The sequence below is a fragment of the Beijerinckia mobilis genome, assembly GCF_000745425.1.
GTDB classification, from domain to species: Bacteria; Pseudomonadota; Alphaproteobacteria; order Rhizobiales; family Beijerinckiaceae; genus Beijerinckia; species Beijerinckia mobilis.
The window spans coordinates 127,376-144,832 of sequence record NZ_JQJH01000004.1; the positions used below are offsets into that span (position 1 = coordinate 127,376).

Here is a 17,457-nt window from a genome sequence, read left to right on the forward strand (position 1 = left end):
TTGTTGCCTAATTCTTCTCTTATAAATGTGCTCTATTTAGCGGTTCCCTCCCGTGGGTGGCGTGCTGCCGGGGGCTCGTGTAAGAAGCTTTGGGAAAGCTCCTGCGAGTAGATCTTGCAGGGGCGCTTGGGGAAGCTCCTTTAGGGAAAAGCCTTTAAGGGAGAGCGTGCGGATCAATTCGATCCCGATGTTCTAGATTTCGACCATGCATCGGATGCTTTCTCCCGCCTCTCGGCGGAGGGTCCGAGGCGACAGACCATCTGCCGGAGTAAGATGAAGATCTTGAACATTATCGCGACGGTCAATCCGGAAAGCGGAGGCCCCCTGCAGGGGCTTGTGAGTTCCGCTCCGGCGCTGGCGAAACATGGGTGCAAGCGTGAGATCGTTTCGCTTGATCATCCTGATGACCCGTGGGTCAAATCCTGTCCCTTGCCGGTTCATGCAATGGGCATCCGACATCCTTCCTATCCCGCCTGGCGCCGGCGCATTCCATTTCTGCGCTATGGCTATTCGCCACATCTCGTTCCCTGGCTGAAGGCCAACGCCAAAAATTATGATGCGGTTTTCGTCAACGGCCTGTGGAATTATTGTGCCCTTGGAGCCCGCCGGGCGCTGCCGGGCAGGGCGCGCTATTTCGTCTATCCGCACGGCATGCTTGATCCGTGGCTGCGGAATTTCCCGATCAAGACGCTTGGCAAACAAGTCTCCTGGTGGCTGGCCGAAGGGCCGCTTCTTGCCGGGGCGCAGGAGGTTCTGTTCACGACCGAGGAAGAAAAAATCCTCGCCCGTGATATTTTCTGGCCCTACCGCTGCCGTGAGCGCGTCGTGCCTTATGGCGCGCTCGATGCCGCAGGAGATCCGCAAAAGCAGATTGAGGCTTTCCGCAAGCTCGTGCCGGCACTCGATGGCAGGCGCTATCTTTTGTTTCTGAGCCGCATACATCCGAAGAAAGGGTGTGATCTCCTGGTCGAGGCTTTTGCCGCCGTCGCCGATCAGGATCCCGGTCTCGATCTCGTCATGGCCGGCCCTGACAATGTCGGCTGGGTGGCAAAACTCAAGGAGGTCGCCAAGGCGCGTGGCATTGCGGATCGGCTGCATTGGCCGGGCATGTTGCGTGGCGACGAGAAATGGGGCGCCTTCCGCGGATCGGAAGCCTTTGTCCTGCCATCGCATCAGGAAAATTTCGGTATTGTCGTTGCCGAATCCATGGCCTGTGGACGTCCGGTCCTGACGACCTTCAAGGTCAACACCTGGCGTGAGATCGAGGAATGCGGCGCCGGCCTTGTCGCAGAGGATAATGTCGAAGGCATCACCGATCTTCTGCGGCGTTTCCTGGCGCTCTCGCCGGAGCGGAAAACGGCGATGGGACAAGCGGCACGCCAGGGGTTCATCGACAAATTTGATTTGAATACCCAGGCAACGCAATTGATCGAGATCTTCGGGATGAATGCCGCATGACCATGCTCGACGCGAAACTGTCGCGCCCGCTTGAAGGGGGAGCGAGCTATTCCTTGCGGCACCGTCTGCTGCGCGTCCTGTGGGGAGTGACCTGGGCTTTGCTTGCCGCCTGGACACCACCACCGCTGCGTCGCTGGCGAGCCTTTCTCTTACGTCGCTTTGGCGCGAAGATCGCTACGACGGCATCCATCTATGGTTCGGCACGTATCTGGTATCCGCCCAATCTGACGGTTGGCGCCTTTGCCACGATCGGCCCAGGGGCGACAGTCTATTGTGCCGACAAGATCATCCTTGAGGATCATGCGATCGTTTCGCAGGGGGCGCAGCTCTGCGGCGCCGGCCATGATATCGAAGATCCCGCTTTCCAGACGGTCGCCAAGCCGATCGTGATCGGACGGCGGGCCTGGGTCGCGGCGGAGGCTTTCGTCGGGCCGGGCGTGACGATCGGTGAAGGTGCCGTGCTTGGCGCGCGCGGCTGCGCGTTTCGCAATCTCGAAGCCTGGACAGTCTATGGCGGCAATCCCGCCCGGGCCCTTAAACTGCGGAAAATTCGTTTTCCGGCGAATGAAGAGACGGTGTTCAGCCGTTCGTAATGAGTTGTAAACTGCATGCGTAATGTTGCGGTGGTCGTGCTGACCTATAATGAAGAAATGCATCTGGCACGTGCGCTCGAATCAGTCGCCCCTTTCGCAAAGGAAGTCTTCGTCATCGATTCCGGTTCGACGGATCAGACAATAGCAATTGCCAAGGCGCGTGGTGCACGGGTCCTTTACAATCCTTTCGTCAGCCAGGCCAAGCAGTTCCAGTGGGGCTTGGACAATGCACCGATTACAGCCGAATGGGTCATGCGTCTCGATGCCGACGAAATCATCGAGCCGGATCTCGCCGCCGAGATCGAGGAGAAATTGCCTAAGCTGGCTTCCGATGTGACCGGCATCAATCTGAAACGCAAACATATTTTCCTTGGGCGATGGGTGCGCCATGGCGGTCGCTACCCGCTTCTCCTTTTGCGAATCTGGCGGCACGGATTGGGGCGTGTCGAAGACCGGTGGATGGATGAACATATCCTCGTCACCAAGGGACGCACGATCGCCTTCGATGGCGGTTTCGCCGACTGGAATCTCAATGATATGAGCTACTTTACCGCCAAGCATAATCGATATGCCACACGGGAAGCCGTCGAAATCATCAACCAGCGCCGCAATCTTTTTCTGCACTCAGAAAATGCGATGACGGGCAAAAACTCGACGCAGGCGTTGTTAAAGCGTTGCATCAAGGAGCGTATCTACAATCACATTCCCTTTCCCATCAGCGCGACAGGCTATTTCCTGCTGCGCTACATTTTTCAGCTCGGTTTCCTCGATGGGGTGGAGGGTTTAAGCTATCATTTCCTTCAAGGCTATTGGTACCGTTTCCTGGTTGGTGTGAAAGTGCTCGAATTCGAGCGTGCGATTGCGCCTTTCAAATCGGTGGATGAACAACGTGCCGCCCTGGCGCGCGTCAGTGGCCTCGATCTTTGACCTGGTGCTGATACCAAGTTTCAATGAGGATGTTTCAATGAGCGTGACTCATCGAGACTTGGCGGCCGCGACTGCGGGGTGGTAGCTTCGCCGCCGGATTTCCATGATCTCAACAAATTGGGATCAAGGAGATATTGTTGCATGAGGTCTCCTTACGGACCTCGCATGTCGCCCAATGATATGGTATTTCGTTATATATTAAAAATAATTTTAAGGATCTAACTTAAAATTCAGCGCAATCCATTTTGGTTTTGCCATTCATGGCTGGATTGAACTTGAAGCATTTCTGATATATCAGGACGCGCTTTACCTGAAAGATGCTTGTATTTGTATGTATTTGAGAACTGAGAGCGATTCGCTATTTGCAGAAAAGACTTTAGTACACATTCGAATGTTTTTTCTTTGTTTCATCTATAAATGCGCGCCTTTTCAAAGCTTTGTATTGCAGTGTGATACTCAAGCCCAACCGGCTCTAGTTCTGCCTGATTTACAAGCTTCGATCCTATCGAAAGGGCGGTGGGGGCGCTGAAGCTTTTGAAGAGATCGCCCCCCGGAGCGCGAACTTGCAGCCTATCGGAGTGAATATGACCGAACTCGCCGTCGTGATCCTGACCCATAATGAGGAGATGCATATCGGGCGATCACTGGATTCGATCGCTGGGATAGCGTCGGAAGTATTCGTGATCGATTCCGGTTCGACGGATACGACGGTGGCGATCGCCAAGGCGAAAGGGGCGCATGTCCTGCCGCATCCGTTCGTGAACTATGCGAAGCAGTTTCAATGGGCTCTGGACAATGCCCCGATCACGGCGGAATGGGTGATGCGTCTCGACGCTGACGAGATCATCGAGCCGGATTTGGCGGAGGAAATCCGCAGCAAGCTGCCGCGCCTCGGCCCTGATGTCGTCGGGGTAAACCTGAAGCGCAAACATGTGTTCATGGGCCGGTGGATTCGGCATGGGGGCCGCTATCCTCTGCTTCTGCTGCGGATTTGGCGGCGCGGGGCAGCGCATATCGAGGACCGTTGGATGGACGAACACATGATCGTTTCAGGAGGAACGACGGTTGTATTCGAGGGCGGCTTCGCGGATTGCAACATTAATGATCTGACATTCTTCACACAGAAGCATAATAAATATGCTTCGCGGGAAGCTGTGGATGTCATCAATCAGCGTCTGAATTTGTTTCCACGCCCGGATGATTTGTCGACGCAGGCGACGTCATGGCAGGCTTCTGCGAAACGCTTCGTGAAGGAGAAGCTCTATAACAAGATCCCATTTCCGTTGAGCACGACCGGTTATTTTTTGCTGCGCTATTTTGTGCAGCTTGGGTTTCTGGATGGGATCGAAGGTCTGATCTACCATTTCCTGCAGGGTTACTGGTACCGCTTCCTGGTCGGTGCCAAGGTGCTGGAGTTCGAACGCGCCATCTCGCATTGCAAGACAAAGGATGAGCAACGCGCCGAACTCGCCAGGATCAGCGGATTGAAACTCTGAGCCTAGTCAGACGGTCAAATCTTTTGCATTCCTTGGAAGCGATCAGGTCTTCTTCGTCACACTGGCCAAAAAGCGTACGGCGGCCGGCGTTGGCGTCCATTTCCGACTTGACCTATGGCGATGGTCGAAGCATCGTCGATCGCGTTGGTTCGATGTTTCCGAACATTTCCAGCGAACGACAAGGTTTGTCGAGACTTGAAATTGTGAGCGGCGTCGCTCAGCCGGTTGAATTTTCCCTCGCGCTGTCGGTCGATGCGGCGGTCCAGCCGGGGTGACGGAGGGGATCTTGCGCGGATACGACATTTTCAGGATCAGTCTGACGCGGGCGCTACGGCCGCTTGCCGTTCTAGTTACGATTCTTGCTGTGGCGGCGATCGGGCTCGATCTCTTCGCCTCGGCTGCTTTCGCTCGCCCTCTCACTCCGGCCGAGCGGCGTGTCATGTCCTATAATGGCATCATCCCGGCTTGCGATGATCCTCTGGTGTTCCGCCGGATTCAGGGACTGTTTCAGGCCCGTGAAGCCGAGTTCTGGAGCACCGGACTCCTGATTACCGGTTTCGACGATGTGCGCGAGACCGGTTACCGTACGATCGGTGAGGATTACATTCCGCGGCGCTATTGCTGGGCCCACGTCATGCTCAACGATAACAAGCCGCGTGAAGTGTCCTATGCGCTCAGCCAGGATCAAGGCTGGCTCGGCATGGATGTTGGTGTCGAATGGTGCATCATCGGACTTGATCGCAGCAATGGTCATGGGGCGAATTGCCAGAATCTGCAGCCGTGAAATCGAGGCGTAGCCTCCGGCAAAGTGGGTTCGGGAGGAGCTATTCGTGAATCCGAATCATCGTGCGGCCTTGTGCACTCTTTCAGGATTGCGCCGCAAAGGCTTTCGGAAGCGCACCCCCGAGGATAATTTCGGGGGCTTGTGGCTCGGGGGCTTGTGGCTTGTTTGACCGGCTTGCACATGGGCGAACTCATCGGCGAAGGCGTTTATTCCATTTTTGCTGCCGTGGCCGCGCAAACTGGCTGAGGCTTCTCGGGCTGATCCTTCTCCTATTGCCTGATCTGGCGCGAGCTGACGGAACGCCCGGCGATTTCGATTCCTATCTCTTTGCTCTCTCCTGGTCGCCGACCTATTGTTCCAGCCAGGCGGGTCAAAGGCGGAGATCGGACAGTGCGCAGCAATGCGCGCCGGGGCGTGGACTGGGCTTCGTCGTTCATGGGCTCTGGCCGCAATATGATCGGGGCTATCCTTCCGCCTGCCAGCCGGGGGCGCCCGCGCCGTCCTGGTCCGTGTTGCGCGATTATGGCGATCTTTATCCCGATACGGGACTTGCGCGGCATGAATGGCGTGAACATGGAACCTGTTCAGGGAAAAGCCCCGTCGCTTATTTCGCTGATGTGCGTAGCGCCCGCGACATGATCATCATCCCGGAGGCTTTCCGGAATCCCGGCGCTGGCGATAAATCCTGGACGGCCAATACGATCAAGCGTGCCTTCGTCGACGCCAATCCGGGTCTTCGTAATGATATGCTGATGCTGGCCTGCCGGGGGGCACTGCTCAGCGAGGTCCGCATCTGCTTCTCGCGTGATTTGCGCCGCTTTCAATCCTGTCCACCCGCGAGCAGTCGCGGTTGCCGTGCCTTTGAGATAAGCCTGCCCAATCCGCTCTGAATTTGGGCTGCGTCAAATACCAAGCTTCAATGAACATGACTCATTGAAGCTTGCTGGATAGAGAAACCTTGAATTACCGTCACGATTTCCATGCCGGCAATTTTGCCGACGTGTTCAAGCATATTCTGCTGACGCGTGTGCTGATCCATCTTGCCCAAAAGCCGAAACCCTATCGTGTCATCGATACACATGCCGGCAGCAGCCTTTACGATCTGACCGATGAACGGGCGGAAAAGACCGGTGAATGGCGTTCCGGCATTGCTCGCCTGCTTGCCACTGATGTCGCGGCGGACTTTGGCGATGAAACAGCTGCGCTTCTCGAGCCTTACCTTGCTATCGTCACACCGCTTATCGAAGGAAACCCTCCGCTCTATCCGGGCTCGCCCTTCATTGCTCTGCGGTTGATGCGGCCGGATGACAAGCTGCAATGCTGTGAGTTGGAACCTGCCGCTGCCGAGAGGCTGAAAGCCAATTGCGGCAAGGACAAGAGATTTCGCCTTGCAGAGCTCGACGCTTATGTTGGGCTTCGTGCCTTCATACCGCCAGCGGAGCGGCGTGGACTCGTGCTGATCGATCCACCCTTCGAGAGACCGGATGAATTTGAGGCACTGGGGCCCGCAGTTTTCGAAGCCTGGCGCAAATGGACGACCGGAATTTTTTTCATCTGGTATCCCGTGAAGGATCCAAGGCGGGTCGATCGCTTTTTTGCCGGGCTTTGCGAGAAGGGCGTGAAGCGGCTCCTGCGTCTCGAATTGCAGATCGCAGCTTCGATTCCCGACGGTCCCTTGGCACGCACCGGGCTCGCCATCATCAATCCCCCCTTTGGTTTTGACGCACAGGCCGAGCGCCTCCTGCCGGCACTCGCCTCACCTCTGTCCAATAGACAGAGTGGGTCCTACGTGGTGGAATGGAAGAGCGGCGAGTAATCTCGCGCAAAATTGATCAAACCGAACCATGCGTCTAAACTCAACGCGGGCTCGGGTATTGATGTTAAAGCCGAAGCGCGGGTGGAGGCCGTCCTCCGGTACTATGGCGAGCCTTGGGTGCAAACCGGTCGCGACGTCCAGTGTCTCGATGCCGGAGATCATCCAGGAGCTAAGGCACTGTTTCGCTTTGGCTCGCTCGATTATTGCGGAATCAGGAATTTCAATAGCAGGAAATAGATCGCGGGAATCCGTAGACAAATCGGCAAAGTCGCGATCAGAGAAGGAAAGCGCCATGCCGCAGCAGGGAACTGTGAAATTTTTTAATTCGGACAAAGGCTACGGTTTTATCAAGCCTGATGATGGGGGACGCGATATTTTCGTCCATATTACTGCAGTCGAGCGGGCGGGCCTGCAATCACTGCTTGAGGGGCAGCGGCTTTCCTATGAGGTCGAGCCAGACAAGAAAGGCAAGGGACCGAAAGCGGTCGAGCTGAAGCTCGACTGATTTCCAGGTCTCAATGGAAAGCAAACTGGGCGCCATCTATTACGTTGGCGTTCCATTCCAGGTTTCTGTCGCCAATAATACCAACAGAACTTCACCTTTTCTCTAATCATTACAGCAACTTCAACATTGATGAAATTGATTCGCCCTGCACGATATCTGGAGATAAATCATCTTATTCTTTGGATCAGAAGCGAATCAGTGCATCTTGTTTAATCGCGGGCGGTATCGACCAGGCCTTGGCTGGTGATGATGACCCAACCCTGTCCGCGTTTCTCGATGGATTGGACGCGGCCAGCCCCGGGAATGATTTCGCCACGCGCGACCTGCAGCGCTCCTCTCTTCCCTTCAACCAAAGCGATACCCTGATAGACATCGCGAACCACCCAGCTGGAAATCAGCGCTGGTTGTTTTGCCGACGCCCGGTTTTCCTCGTCGCGGACGGGATGGTCCGCTCGGCCGGATGCAAGACTTTTTCCGGGAGCATTTTTGGCGATGGCTGTCACGCTATCCGCCGCATTATAGGCTGCCGTCGTTTGGTTTTCGCTTGCGTGTTTTTGTCCCGCTTCGGTCTGACGGGCGATTGTCGTGCGTAAACCCTGCATCTCAGAGGCGTCTTCACTGACTGTTCGATTCAGCCTGTCGACATCCTGTTTGAGAGCATGAATCTCCTGCCGCAAGCTTTCGATCGTGTCGCGTTGCCCGGCGGCCTGTGTGATTGAAGAGGTCGCTCCCTCCGGCTGGGGGGATGGCCGTTTGGAAAGAAGATGAGCCGCGCCGATATAGCCGAGGCCGAGCAAACAGACGATCATGGCCACCTGGGAGAGGCGGCCAAACAACTTGTCTGCGAGGGATTCGGACTGAGGCGCAGATTCGGTATCGCGAAGCGAAAAGGAGAGAGTGTTCTCGGTGGGGTCGGGCCCGTCGTCAGGCCCGAAATGGGACTCATCATCGCAAGGATGGGCCTCGCTCTTCGTGCTTCTTTCGGCAGAGGCCTCGGTCGATCCTTCCGAGAGAGACCTGTCTGGTCCTGTCAGCCGGAAAAGGGAAGGATCAGGCGGAGAGGAAGGAGCGGCATCATCCATGTTCGCTTTCCCTGACGGATACGATGACTTTACTTGTTTTAGCTTAAATTTTTATTAAATATGCCCGTATCTTTGCGGGCTGAGGGCATTTTTTAACGATATTGAATCGCTTCGCGATTCCATTGGTTTGAAAAAGCTCGATCCAGGATCCAGCTTCGCACAGGGTTTCTGAATGCCACTTGAAGCGGTGCATGAAAACCAGACCATTGTTTTTGGACATACGACCCAGGGCGATGGGATCCCGTGATAATGACGGTGGCTTGTGGATGGCAGCATCCTGGACGGGTGCCCAAGGCAGCCGGTTGCCCCCGGTCTAAGGAAATGTCGTAGGTGATCGATAGGATCGAAACGGTTCGTCTCTTTCGCCCTTCAACGTCTTTTGAGGGTGAAACGGCGAGCAAACTCCGGAGCGGCCCGAACCGTCGTGGTGTTCACGGGTTGTGTTCCGGAATAGAGGAGTTGCGAAATGGCTAAAGCCCTGTGTCTCGGCTTGGTTCTCACCCTTTCCGGGGTAGGCTCGGTGCTTGCGCAATCAGGCAATAATACGGCGGCGCCAGACCCGAGCAGGCTGCTGCGCGGACGCAATATCACGGCCACAGGTGCGACAGTGCCCAATCCCGGCATGCCGCAAGGCAGCGGGCCGACGCAACTGGATCTCAATATTCAGCGCCGCGATGACAAGGAAATGAATATCTGCACGAATTGCGATTGACCGTTGGCGATCGTTCGACGGCGGATGATTTTCTTGCGGGCGTGATGGGTTGCGCCATGATCCTATGCTATCTGCTTGCCGCGTGAGGCTAAAAGCAGGAGCAGGCGGAATGCGCGTCGATGGAAAACCCTTCACCTCGATCTGGCCGGAGCCCGATGGGTCCTGGGTCAACATTATCGACCAGACGCAATTGCCGCATGTCTTTCACATTGCGCAATTGCATAATCTGGAAGAGGCTGCCCATGCCATCAAGGCGATGCTGGTGCGCGGCGCGCCGCTGATCGGTGTGACAGCGGCCTATGGCCTTGCACTCGCCTTGCGCAAAGGGGCTTCCGACGCGGAATTGCGGGAAGCAAGTACCGTCTTGCGCGCGACGCGGCCAACGGCGGTCAATCTGCAATGGGCGCTCGAGGCAATGGCGGCGAAGCTTCTCGGCCTGCCCGCCAGCGAACGTGCCGAGGCCGCGTGGAAACATGCCGGCGTCTTGGCGGATGAAGATATTGTCCTCTGCGAAGCGATGGGCGATCATGGTTTCGCCCTCATCAAGACCATTGCCGAGCGCAAGCAGGGTGGCAGGGTGAATATACTCACCCATTGCAATGCCGGCTGGCTCGCCACTGTCGATTGGGGCACGGCGACGGCGCCGATGTACAAGGCGCAGGATGCCGGAATTGATATTCATGTCTATGTCGATGAAACCCGGCCGCGCAATCAGGGCGCTTCATTGACGGCCTGGGAACTTGGCCAGCATGGCGTGCCGCATACGGTCATCGTCGATAATGCCGGTGGCCATATTATGCAGCACGGCCTTGTCGATCTCGTCATTGTCGGTACAGACCGCACGACTGCGAGCGGCGACGTCTGCAACAAGATCGGTACTTATCTCAAGGCTCTGGCGGCTTTCGACAATCAGATTCCCTTCTATGTCTGCGCACCATCGCCGTCGATTGATTTCACTTTGTCCGACGGTGTCCGCGAAATCCCGATCGAGGAACGCGCCTCCGATGAGGTGACACATTTGAAGGGCATGACGGGCGATGGGAAAATCGAGACGATCCGCATCACGCCGGCGAAAAGCCCAGCTGCCAATTATGCTTTCGATGTGACGCCTGCCAGGCTGGTGACGGGACTCATCACCGAGCGTGGAGTCATTGCCGCGAATCGGGAGGCTTTGGCTAAGGCCTTTCCCGAGCGTGCGCTGCCGTGATGAATGCATCGATTGCGATCTGGGGTATCACTGCATTGTCTATCGCCGGAGTGATCCTCCGGCCTTTTCAGCTGCCGGAGGTGATATGGGCGGTGACCGGTGCCGGGCTGCTCGTCATCCTGCATCTCGTGACACCGCATACGGCGCTGCTCGGTATCGCCGAGGGGATCGATGTCTATCTCTTCCTCACGGGCATGATGCTGCTTGCCGAGATTGCCCGGCGTGAGGGCCTCTTCGATTGGCTTGCCGGACATGTCGCAATTGCCGCGCGCGGATCCGGCTCGCGGCTTTTCGCATTATTGTATGTCGCCGGCATCGGGGTGACGGTCATTCTGTCGAATGATGCGACGGCGGTCGTGCTCACGCCGGCCGTCGTCGCCGCTACGCGGGCGGCGAAGGTGCAACATCCGCTGCCCTATCTTCTCATCTGCGCCTTCATCGCCAATGCAGCGAGCTTCGTCTTGCCGATTTCCAATCCAGCCAATCTGGTGATCTACGGCAAATCGATGCCGCCGCTGCTTGATTGGCTACGATCCTTTCTCCCAGCCTCGCTTATCGCCATAGCGACGACTTATGGCCTCCTGTTTCTCAGCCAGCACAAGCAGATTCGCCAACCCGTCGTCAGCACGATCACTGTGCCGCGATTGAACGGGGGTGGGATCGCAGCGGCGGCTGGTATCGGCGCTACAGTGGTCGTACTCATCATTTCCTCGGCCATGGGTTGGCAGCTTGGCCTGCCGACGGCGATCGCAGGAGTGGTGACAGTGACGCTGGTTCTCCTTCAACAGCGCACCTCGCCGTTTCCACTGCTGCGCGGCATTTCCTGGGGCGTGCTACCGCTCGTCGCCGGGCTCTTCGTTCTTGTCGAGGCTTTGGCACAAACGGGCGTCATCGATTTACTCGCCACCTTGCTGCAGCAGCAGGCAAATGTGGCGCTGGGGAAGGCGTCTTTTGCGGCGGGGAGCCTGATCGGCTTCGGCAGCAACCTCGTCAACAATCTTCCAGCCGGCCTTCTGGCTGCGCGCGCTATCGATCAGGCACCTTTATCGCCACTCATGACTCGCTCCTTGCTAGTTGGTGTCGATCTCGGCCCCAACCTTTCAGTCACGGGTTCACTCGCCACCATCCTCTGGCTCGTTGCCCTGCGACGCGAGGGGATCAAGGTTGGTACCTGGGATTTTTTGAAGCTCGGTTTCATCGTCATGCCGCTGCCGCTCTTTCTGGCGCTTCTCGCGACTTTGGTCAGTTAGAATGACAGGCGTCAAGACTCCCTGATAGATACAGGTTCAGAAGTCGTCCCGCGCGTCGTTTACCGCTGAAGCCGCGCGTTGGGCGATTGCCGGGAAGATCTCATGCAGCCATATCTCGATCGCTTCAGGATCGCGCTGACAGGTGCCGAGCAAAGGTTTCTGTGATGTCACCTATTGGTCTAGCAGTGTGCCAACGGTCATCATCCGCATCGGGGTGCCGAAGATTGTGATCGCGTGATGATACTCGCCTGTCATCTTGATCTGCGATCGACGAACAAGTTATTTGTGTTTCTATTCAGCGGCCTCAAGGCCATGCGGTATGCCATGGGGCTAACGGTTTTCCGGCACTGACGAGCCTAAGTACCCGAATAATGTATCGTGCTCGTATTCAGTCTGGAATAGACCTCTTCCCTACAATAGCGCCATGACGCGATAGCCGAACAGGGCAATTCCTTCGGACGCCTGACCCTGGCCGCCGCTTGTTGTTCCAAGCGGGAACCCAGCTTGAAATCAAGGACAAATATGGACTGACTCCGCTGCTCTCAGCAGAAAACGAAGAAACTGCAATAGGTTTGATCGAAGCAGCAGCCGATTTTTCCACGAAATCGAATGACGGAGGGACAGTCGAAGATTACGACTGAGCGCCGAACCATACAAGGATTCTTGCCCTCTAGCATAAAGGACGTGATGAACAATCAATCCAATGAGACCTGGTATGGCGGAGTTTTTTTGTTTGTGTTGTAGACGAAGGCCTCTCTTCTCATTCTTGATTGTTTGGCCTCAATGTGTGCGGACACAACTCAATTGCGTCCGCACGATCGAAAGATATCATGTAAATCGTACGCTTCTTCTATAGTGGAGAAGTCAGAATATCCCGGTTTCTCGACTTCCTTAAACTGGCAAGCTTTGAGAAACGATCGGGCTGTTCTCCTGTTGATTGAGAGGATTCCTGGAGGATCTCAATCGTTGATTGAGAAAGCCGAGAATTGGCCGCTCGACATAATGGTGCAGGAAAAGAGCAGAAACGACACTAATGATGATCATGATGGAATAGGCAATCTCAGGCCGCGCAAAGGGTTTCAGGGCAGGGGCCAGCAGGATTTTTGTCACGACCGACGTCATTGGTTCGTGAATGAGGTAAAGGACATAGGAGGCTCCGCCCAGAACACCCAAAGTGCTATCGAGCAAGGGACGCGGTTTGTTCGGTATGATGAGGAGCGCCAGCATGATAGAGCTGTAGATTGTAAAATAGGAGAGTGTGAGCCGGGCGCTGCTGCCTAGAACGCTCGAGCCGCTACGCGCTTCTCCTATAAACAGAGTAATAAGTGCGAGGAGAGCGGGGACGGATAGCCCAAGCAATACGGGCCTCATTTTTCCAAAATACCTGCTTTGTGAAAGCACCGCGACCGCGATACCAAATATGAAACCGAAATTGTAAAACCCAAAGAATTTGTTTATCGGCAACATATAATCCTGCGGTGTCAACCCAAAGATCAGTGTGATGAAACACGCTCCTTGCCACAAGCCTAGGGCCGCGAAACCAACTTTGATATTATAGAGGACCAATCCGAACACGAGGTAGAAAATAACCTCATGCTGCAGCGTCCAGGCGGGAGCAAGGGTGAGCAGGCCGGATCGAGGAATAAGCAGCAGATCGGTTATATATTTGAAAAATGTAAGTGCTCTGTCAGCACCGAGACTTGGAACGAAGAGAAATAACGCGCCGAGGGGAACGACTACGAGCCAGAACATGGGCAGCACGCGGATAGCGCGCTTGCGATAGAAGGTTCCTAGCCGACTCGGCTGGCCAAAATCACGCCGATGCGCGGTGAAGATAATAAACCCGCTGAGAACAAAGAAGAATTCGACTCCGGAATGGCCGCCATTGAAAATTCTTCCGCCTGGCATCACGCCGAAATATTTTTCAATCGCGCCATATGTATGGAATAAACAGACCAGAAGCGCCGCTATGCCGCGTCCATATTGCAGGGTACGGATTTCCGAACGCCGTGATGGAGAAGGTTGCGTAGTCTTTACGGCCAAAATTGGATCGATCAGATTTTCACGCGCCATGACGCTCTCATCTTGCATTGAGCGGTTCCAATCATTTCAATTATAATGATAATTATATGACGATTCTTTGATTTAAATCTAGTCAGTTATTCCTTCACTTGACGTGCGAGACAATTCTGCAGCCTATTTTGTTGGATGGTGCTTAAAACCTGCGAAACTTTTCATGAACAGCGGGGTGATATCGGTATGCTGTTATTGTGTCGTCTCGCTGACGGAAAACAAGGGTGCGAGGCCCTCGGCGATGGCCTGCGTGGCCGGTGCTCGAAGATGCAGGCCATCGAGCTGGATTGGTGCTGCAACATCTGCCATCAGGCGCCGTGTATCGATGAAAAGAGCGCCGCTCTGTTCAGCAGCGCGGCGCGCTATGGAGCGATAAGGCTCGATTGCTGCTTCCGCCGCCGCGATGCCCGCTGCCGGGGGGCTGAGGACGATGACAATTGCGCCTGCTTGCTGATGGCGGCGGATGATGCTGGACAAGACGGCCTGATAATCAGCGAGGGGTATGGCTGTCCGCCAGCCCCTTGGATTGGCGTCATTAGTGCCATACATCAACAAAACCACATCGCCTGAGGGCTTGTCCGCCCATCGCCGCAGGCCATCCTGCGCTCTGTCGCCTGGATAGCCCCGGTTCTCCGCTTCGATGTCATGGCCAAGCAGGCGGGCGAGCGTCTCGGGGTAGGGCGTTTCCACCCTCTGCGAGCGGGCCCCGTTGATCGGCGGCAGTCCCTCGCCGAGACGGCGGGAACCATAGGTCAGGCTGTCACCCTCACAAATGAGATGGGCGCCGGGCCGCAGGGAGATTGTTCTCATGATATCGGGCAGAAACGGGGTCCGCGAGACGGAAGCGACCCCGTCCCAGCGCAAGGCTGGCAGATACCAGCTGGCGTAGAATGCTAGCACACCTGCTATTGTCCCGATTGCGAGGGGTGGCAGGATTCCGGCTATTCTCATGACAACATCCAGACTTTGCGCGGATCGGCGATCTTGCGGAGGATAGGGGCGCCGATCTTGATCGTGCCATGGCCAGGCGCCGTGCTGAGGAAGCGGATCTGGATCGGTCGTATGCTGTAGCGCAGACTGGAGATTGCGAGGCCCGGCTTGATCATGAGCTTCGTCGAAAGCACGCCCTGGGTGCCTTTTGTGTCGGTGAAACCCGATTTATCGTTGCTGGCATAGGCCAGGGTCGAGCCGGCAAAGAGCTCGTTATTGAAAGAAAGGGTCCCCTGTCCCCTCGGGTCTGCCGTCCGCCAGCCAGCCCAGCCATCGAGCTCGAAAGGAAGATGGCATTCGAGCCAATCACCATCAACCACGCCCAGCTGGTTCAGCGTAAGATCGCGCATGGTCAGACGGATCTCGTGAAGGGGCGTTCCATCATTTTCCGCCGTCACGGTCAGGACCTGCCATTCTCCTCCCCTATCGCTTGGCTGTTTCGTCGCCACGGCTGTGGAGGCACCTGTATGCATGGCGATCCGCAGGCCATTGGCAACTTTGCCAGTAATGCGGCCATCGTCGCCTGTTATGTCGTTCGCACCGGGAAAACCCGCATGAGGAAAACGATTGTCGATCGTCGAAGGATGGGAGGAAGGATAAGGACTGACCATCGCGCGCAGAATGGGCAGCAGTGTCTCGGCACGCTTGCGCGCGAGAATGGGGGCAGGATGAATGCCATCCGGGCCAAAAAGCTCCCGATCGGCTGTTTGCGTGCCATCGATCGCCGTCGTGTCGCAAACCTGTATCCCAGGACGACCGGCCTGCGCTTTGATCCAGTCATTCACCTGGTTCAGGATGATGAAGCGGGATTTGGGTGAGGCTGTATCTGTTTGTGGCCAATCGAAGCGGAAGGCCACGGTCTGTATGACCACGAAAACCCCGGCTTCCGTCAACCGGTTGATCTGTGTGTCTAGGGCGGCAATGACCGCGGCGGCGTTCCTGTTCGTGCCATAGGAGCCGCCGACCCCTGACGTGATGTCATTTGTGCCAATGTCGAGATAGATGATCTGCGGGTATCGGGCGAGGACATAAGGGGTGCGCTCGAGCGTTCCGAGCGCATGGGGCGTCGACATCAGATGTCCGCCGCCGATGCCTTGATGCGCGCCACTGAGCGCATTGGTGCCGGTGAACCCCGGATTATCCGGCGTCGCGAAAATATCGAGGTTGAAACGTTGGTCGAGCATCGCGACCTGGTTCAGCACGCCCCGCGCGTTCCTTTCCTCACCCATCATGCCCGGCATAATTGCATTCGCGCCGAACTGAATGAAACTATGGCCGAAACCGACCACTTTCGCACCCGGCTGGAGAGGCAGCCGCGGCAGCGGTTTCGTCTCTTGAGCCAGAAGGTTTGCCACAGGTGCGCCGGCGAGAATCGCGCTTGACGCCCCTCCCAGCAGCGCTGTGCGCCGTGTCGGTCTATTCATGCGGGCTTCACTCTCTTCCCCAGTGAAAAAACGGTATCCCCATTTTTACAGGACGCACCATGAGAATTAATGACTATGGCGATTGTTCGTCAATGTGAAGGACAAGCTTGTACCGCCTCAACCTCGCGTGAACCGTTTGGCCGCACCGCGCTCGAAGCCCATGCCGGCGGCGCTGCCTTGCTCTCCTCGGGCACCGGCGGCTTGCGCGAGAGATCAGTGGCGATTGCGCCGGCTATATCGAAGAAGTGTCAGGCCCAGCCATCACAGCCATGCTGGGAAAGCTCGCCGCCAATGAAGGCTGCGCAGGGAACCGGCGGAAGCCGCCGGCAAGCGCGTCCGCCGCCCTTTTTCCTTGTCAGACTTCGTAGACGAAACCGGCACACGCGTTCCATCCGTCGCCGGCACGCTTGACTCATTCTATGATGAGGTTACGCAGGCTTGGCGTATGCGGAGTAAAAACAACTATCATTGATCCTGATTTGTCGGGATTTATGAGGTCCTCCGAGCGGCAATTGCGGGGAGCCAAGTCACGAGAGCCAAGTCACGGCATGCCAAGTCTCAAGGAATCATGCTCAACGATTCCGAGCGACGCGCATACAGACAAAAACCTTCACTCGCGATCCATTCCATCCGTTCAGGGAGCTGTGCAACCAAACAATCCTACACGCTGCCCATGGGACGGTAATCGAGAAGGTCCTCGATCCTTTTGAGGAGCCCGTCGCGCACCTGCCTATAGGCATCGAGAATATGATCGCGCGAGCCTTCCGTTGCGGTCGGGTCGATCGTCGGCCAATAGACGACATCCACGGCGAAGTGACGGGTGAATTCCAGCGCCTTGTGATGCGCTTCCGGCGAGAGCGTCACGATCAGGTCGAAATTGGAATCTTCCAGATCCTCGAATGTATGCGGCTTGTGCTTGCTCATGTCGATGCCGAGTTCGTCCATGACTGCTATGGCGAAGGCATCTTTCTCACCGCGCCTTGTGCCCGCCGAGGCGAAATAGACGCGTTTACCAAAATAATGCTTGCCGAGGGCCTCCGCCATTGGTGACCGCACCGCGTTCTGACTGCACGCAAACAGAATGGAATGGGGAAGGCGCCTAATCGTGCTCACGTCCTCAATCGAATCCCCATTGACGTC

At 56.3% G+C, this 17,457-nt stretch carries 17 protein-coding genes; 12 read left to right on the plus strand and 5 right to left on the minus strand.

The features are described from left to right. Nucleotides 1-273: 273 nt before the first annotated feature. The 9 genes from DL88_RS06000 (at nt 274) to DL88_RS06040 (ending at nt 7,579) form a co-directional block, all read left to right on the plus strand. Nucleotides 274-1,458, plus strand: coding sequence for a glycosyltransferase (locus tag DL88_RS06000; RefSeq protein ID WP_034993395.1), 1,185 nt, complete (start codon nt 274-276; stop codon nt 1,456-1,458). Next, nucleotides 1,455-2,051, plus strand: a complete 597-nt coding sequence (locus DL88_RS06005) for an LbetaH domain-containing protein (protein WP_034993399.1) — start codon at nt 1,455-1,457, stop codon at nt 2,049-2,051. The genes DL88_RS06000 and DL88_RS06005 overlap by 4 nt, the downstream gene beginning before the upstream one ends. Nucleotides 2,052-2,066: 15 nt before the next feature. Further along, nucleotides 2,067-2,978: a glycosyltransferase family 2 protein gene (locus DL88_RS06010; protein ID WP_034993403.1), complete on the plus strand. Its 912-nt coding sequence runs from the start codon at nt 2,067-2,069 to the stop codon at nt 2,976-2,978. 584 nt (nt 2,979-3,562) lie between these two features. After that, a complete protein-coding gene (locus DL88_RS06015; RefSeq protein ID WP_034993406.1) occupies nt 3,563-4,474 on the plus strand; it encodes a glycosyltransferase family 2 protein in 912 nt (303 codons plus the stop codon). A gap of 89 nt (nt 4,475-4,563) precedes the next feature. Beyond that, nucleotides 4,564-4,749, plus strand: a complete 186-nt coding sequence (locus DL88_RS06020) for a hypothetical protein (RefSeq protein WP_034993410.1) — start codon at nt 4,564-4,566, stop codon at nt 4,747-4,749. Between the two features lie 11 nt (nt 4,750-4,760). Then, nucleotides 4,761-5,258, plus strand: coding sequence for a hypothetical protein (locus tag DL88_RS06025; RefSeq protein ID WP_051955650.1), 498 nt, complete (start codon nt 4,761-4,763; stop codon nt 5,256-5,258). 272 nt (nt 5,259-5,530) lie between these two features. Beyond that, nucleotides 5,531-6,148: a ribonuclease T2 family protein gene (locus DL88_RS06030; RefSeq protein WP_245270650.1), complete on the plus strand. Its 618-nt coding sequence runs from the start codon at nt 5,531-5,533 to the stop codon at nt 6,146-6,148. Nucleotides 6,149-6,216: 68 nt separating this feature from the next. Beyond that, the gene (locus tag DL88_RS06035; protein WP_034993413.1) at nt 6,217-7,074 is read left to right on the plus strand and encodes a 23S rRNA (adenine(2030)-N(6))-methyltransferase RlmJ; all 858 of its coding nucleotides are present in this window, start codon (nt 6,217-6,219) and stop codon (nt 7,072-7,074) included. Nucleotides 7,075-7,366: 292 nt separating this feature from the next. After that, nucleotides 7,367-7,579, plus strand: a complete 213-nt coding sequence (locus DL88_RS06040) for a cold-shock protein (RefSeq protein ID WP_034993416.1) — start codon at nt 7,367-7,369, stop codon at nt 7,577-7,579. A gap of 209 nt (nt 7,580-7,788) precedes the next feature. On the opposite strand, the gene DL88_RS06045 is transcribed toward DL88_RS06040, so the two are convergent. After that, nucleotides 7,789-8,661 (minus strand): hypothetical protein, encoded by an 873-nt coding sequence (locus DL88_RS06045; RefSeq protein WP_034993419.1) that lies wholly within the window; start codon nt 8,659-8,661, stop codon nt 7,789-7,791. Nucleotides 8,662-9,127: 466 nt separating this feature from the next. Between DL88_RS06045 and DL88_RS06050 the strand changes: the two genes are divergently transcribed. The 3 genes from DL88_RS06050 (at nt 9,128) to DL88_RS06060 (ending at nt 11,830) form a co-directional block, all read left to right on the plus strand. Continuing rightward, nucleotides 9,128-9,373 (plus strand): hypothetical protein, encoded by a 246-nt coding sequence (locus DL88_RS06050; protein WP_034993421.1) that lies wholly within the window; start codon nt 9,128-9,130, stop codon nt 9,371-9,373. A 109-nt stretch (nt 9,374-9,482) separates the two neighbouring features. Then, complete coding sequence (gene mtnA / locus DL88_RS06055) at nt 9,483-10,580, plus strand: S-methyl-5-thioribose-1-phosphate isomerase (protein WP_034993423.1); 1,098 nt, start codon at nt 9,483-9,485, stop codon at nt 10,578-10,580. Continuing rightward, a complete protein-coding gene (locus tag DL88_RS06060) occupies nt 10,580-11,830 on the plus strand; it encodes an arsenic transporter (RefSeq protein ID WP_034993425.1) in 1,251 nt (416 codons plus the stop codon). Before mtnA ends, DL88_RS06060 begins: the two co-directional genes overlap by 1 nt. An 891-nt stretch (nt 11,831-12,721) precedes the next feature. Here the strand turns inward: DL88_RS06060 and DL88_RS19265 are convergent. From DL88_RS19265 to DL88_RS06080, 4 genes are all read right to left on the minus strand, one after another. After that, a complete protein-coding gene (locus tag DL88_RS19265) occupies nt 12,722-13,903 on the minus strand; it encodes an acyltransferase family protein (protein WP_169741542.1) in 1,182 nt (393 codons plus the stop codon). Nucleotides 13,904-14,095: 192 nt separating this feature from the next. Then, entirely contained in the window at nt 14,096-14,854 is a 759-nt protein-coding gene (locus DL88_RS06070; RefSeq protein WP_034993428.1) for an SGNH/GDSL hydrolase family protein, read from the minus strand. Further along, on the minus strand, nt 14,851-16,317 hold the full coding sequence (locus DL88_RS06075; RefSeq protein ID WP_034993431.1) for an SGNH/GDSL hydrolase family protein: 1,467 nt from the start codon (nt 16,315-16,317) through the stop codon (nt 14,851-14,853). The genes DL88_RS06070 and DL88_RS06075 overlap by 4 nt, the downstream gene beginning before the upstream one ends. Nucleotides 16,318-16,977: 660 nt before the next feature. Beyond that, complete coding sequence (locus DL88_RS06080; RefSeq protein ID WP_156970971.1) at nt 16,978-17,400, minus strand: arsenate-mycothiol transferase ArsC; 423 nt, start codon at nt 17,398-17,400, stop codon at nt 16,978-16,980. Between the last annotated feature and the right edge of the window lie 57 nt (nt 17,401-17,457).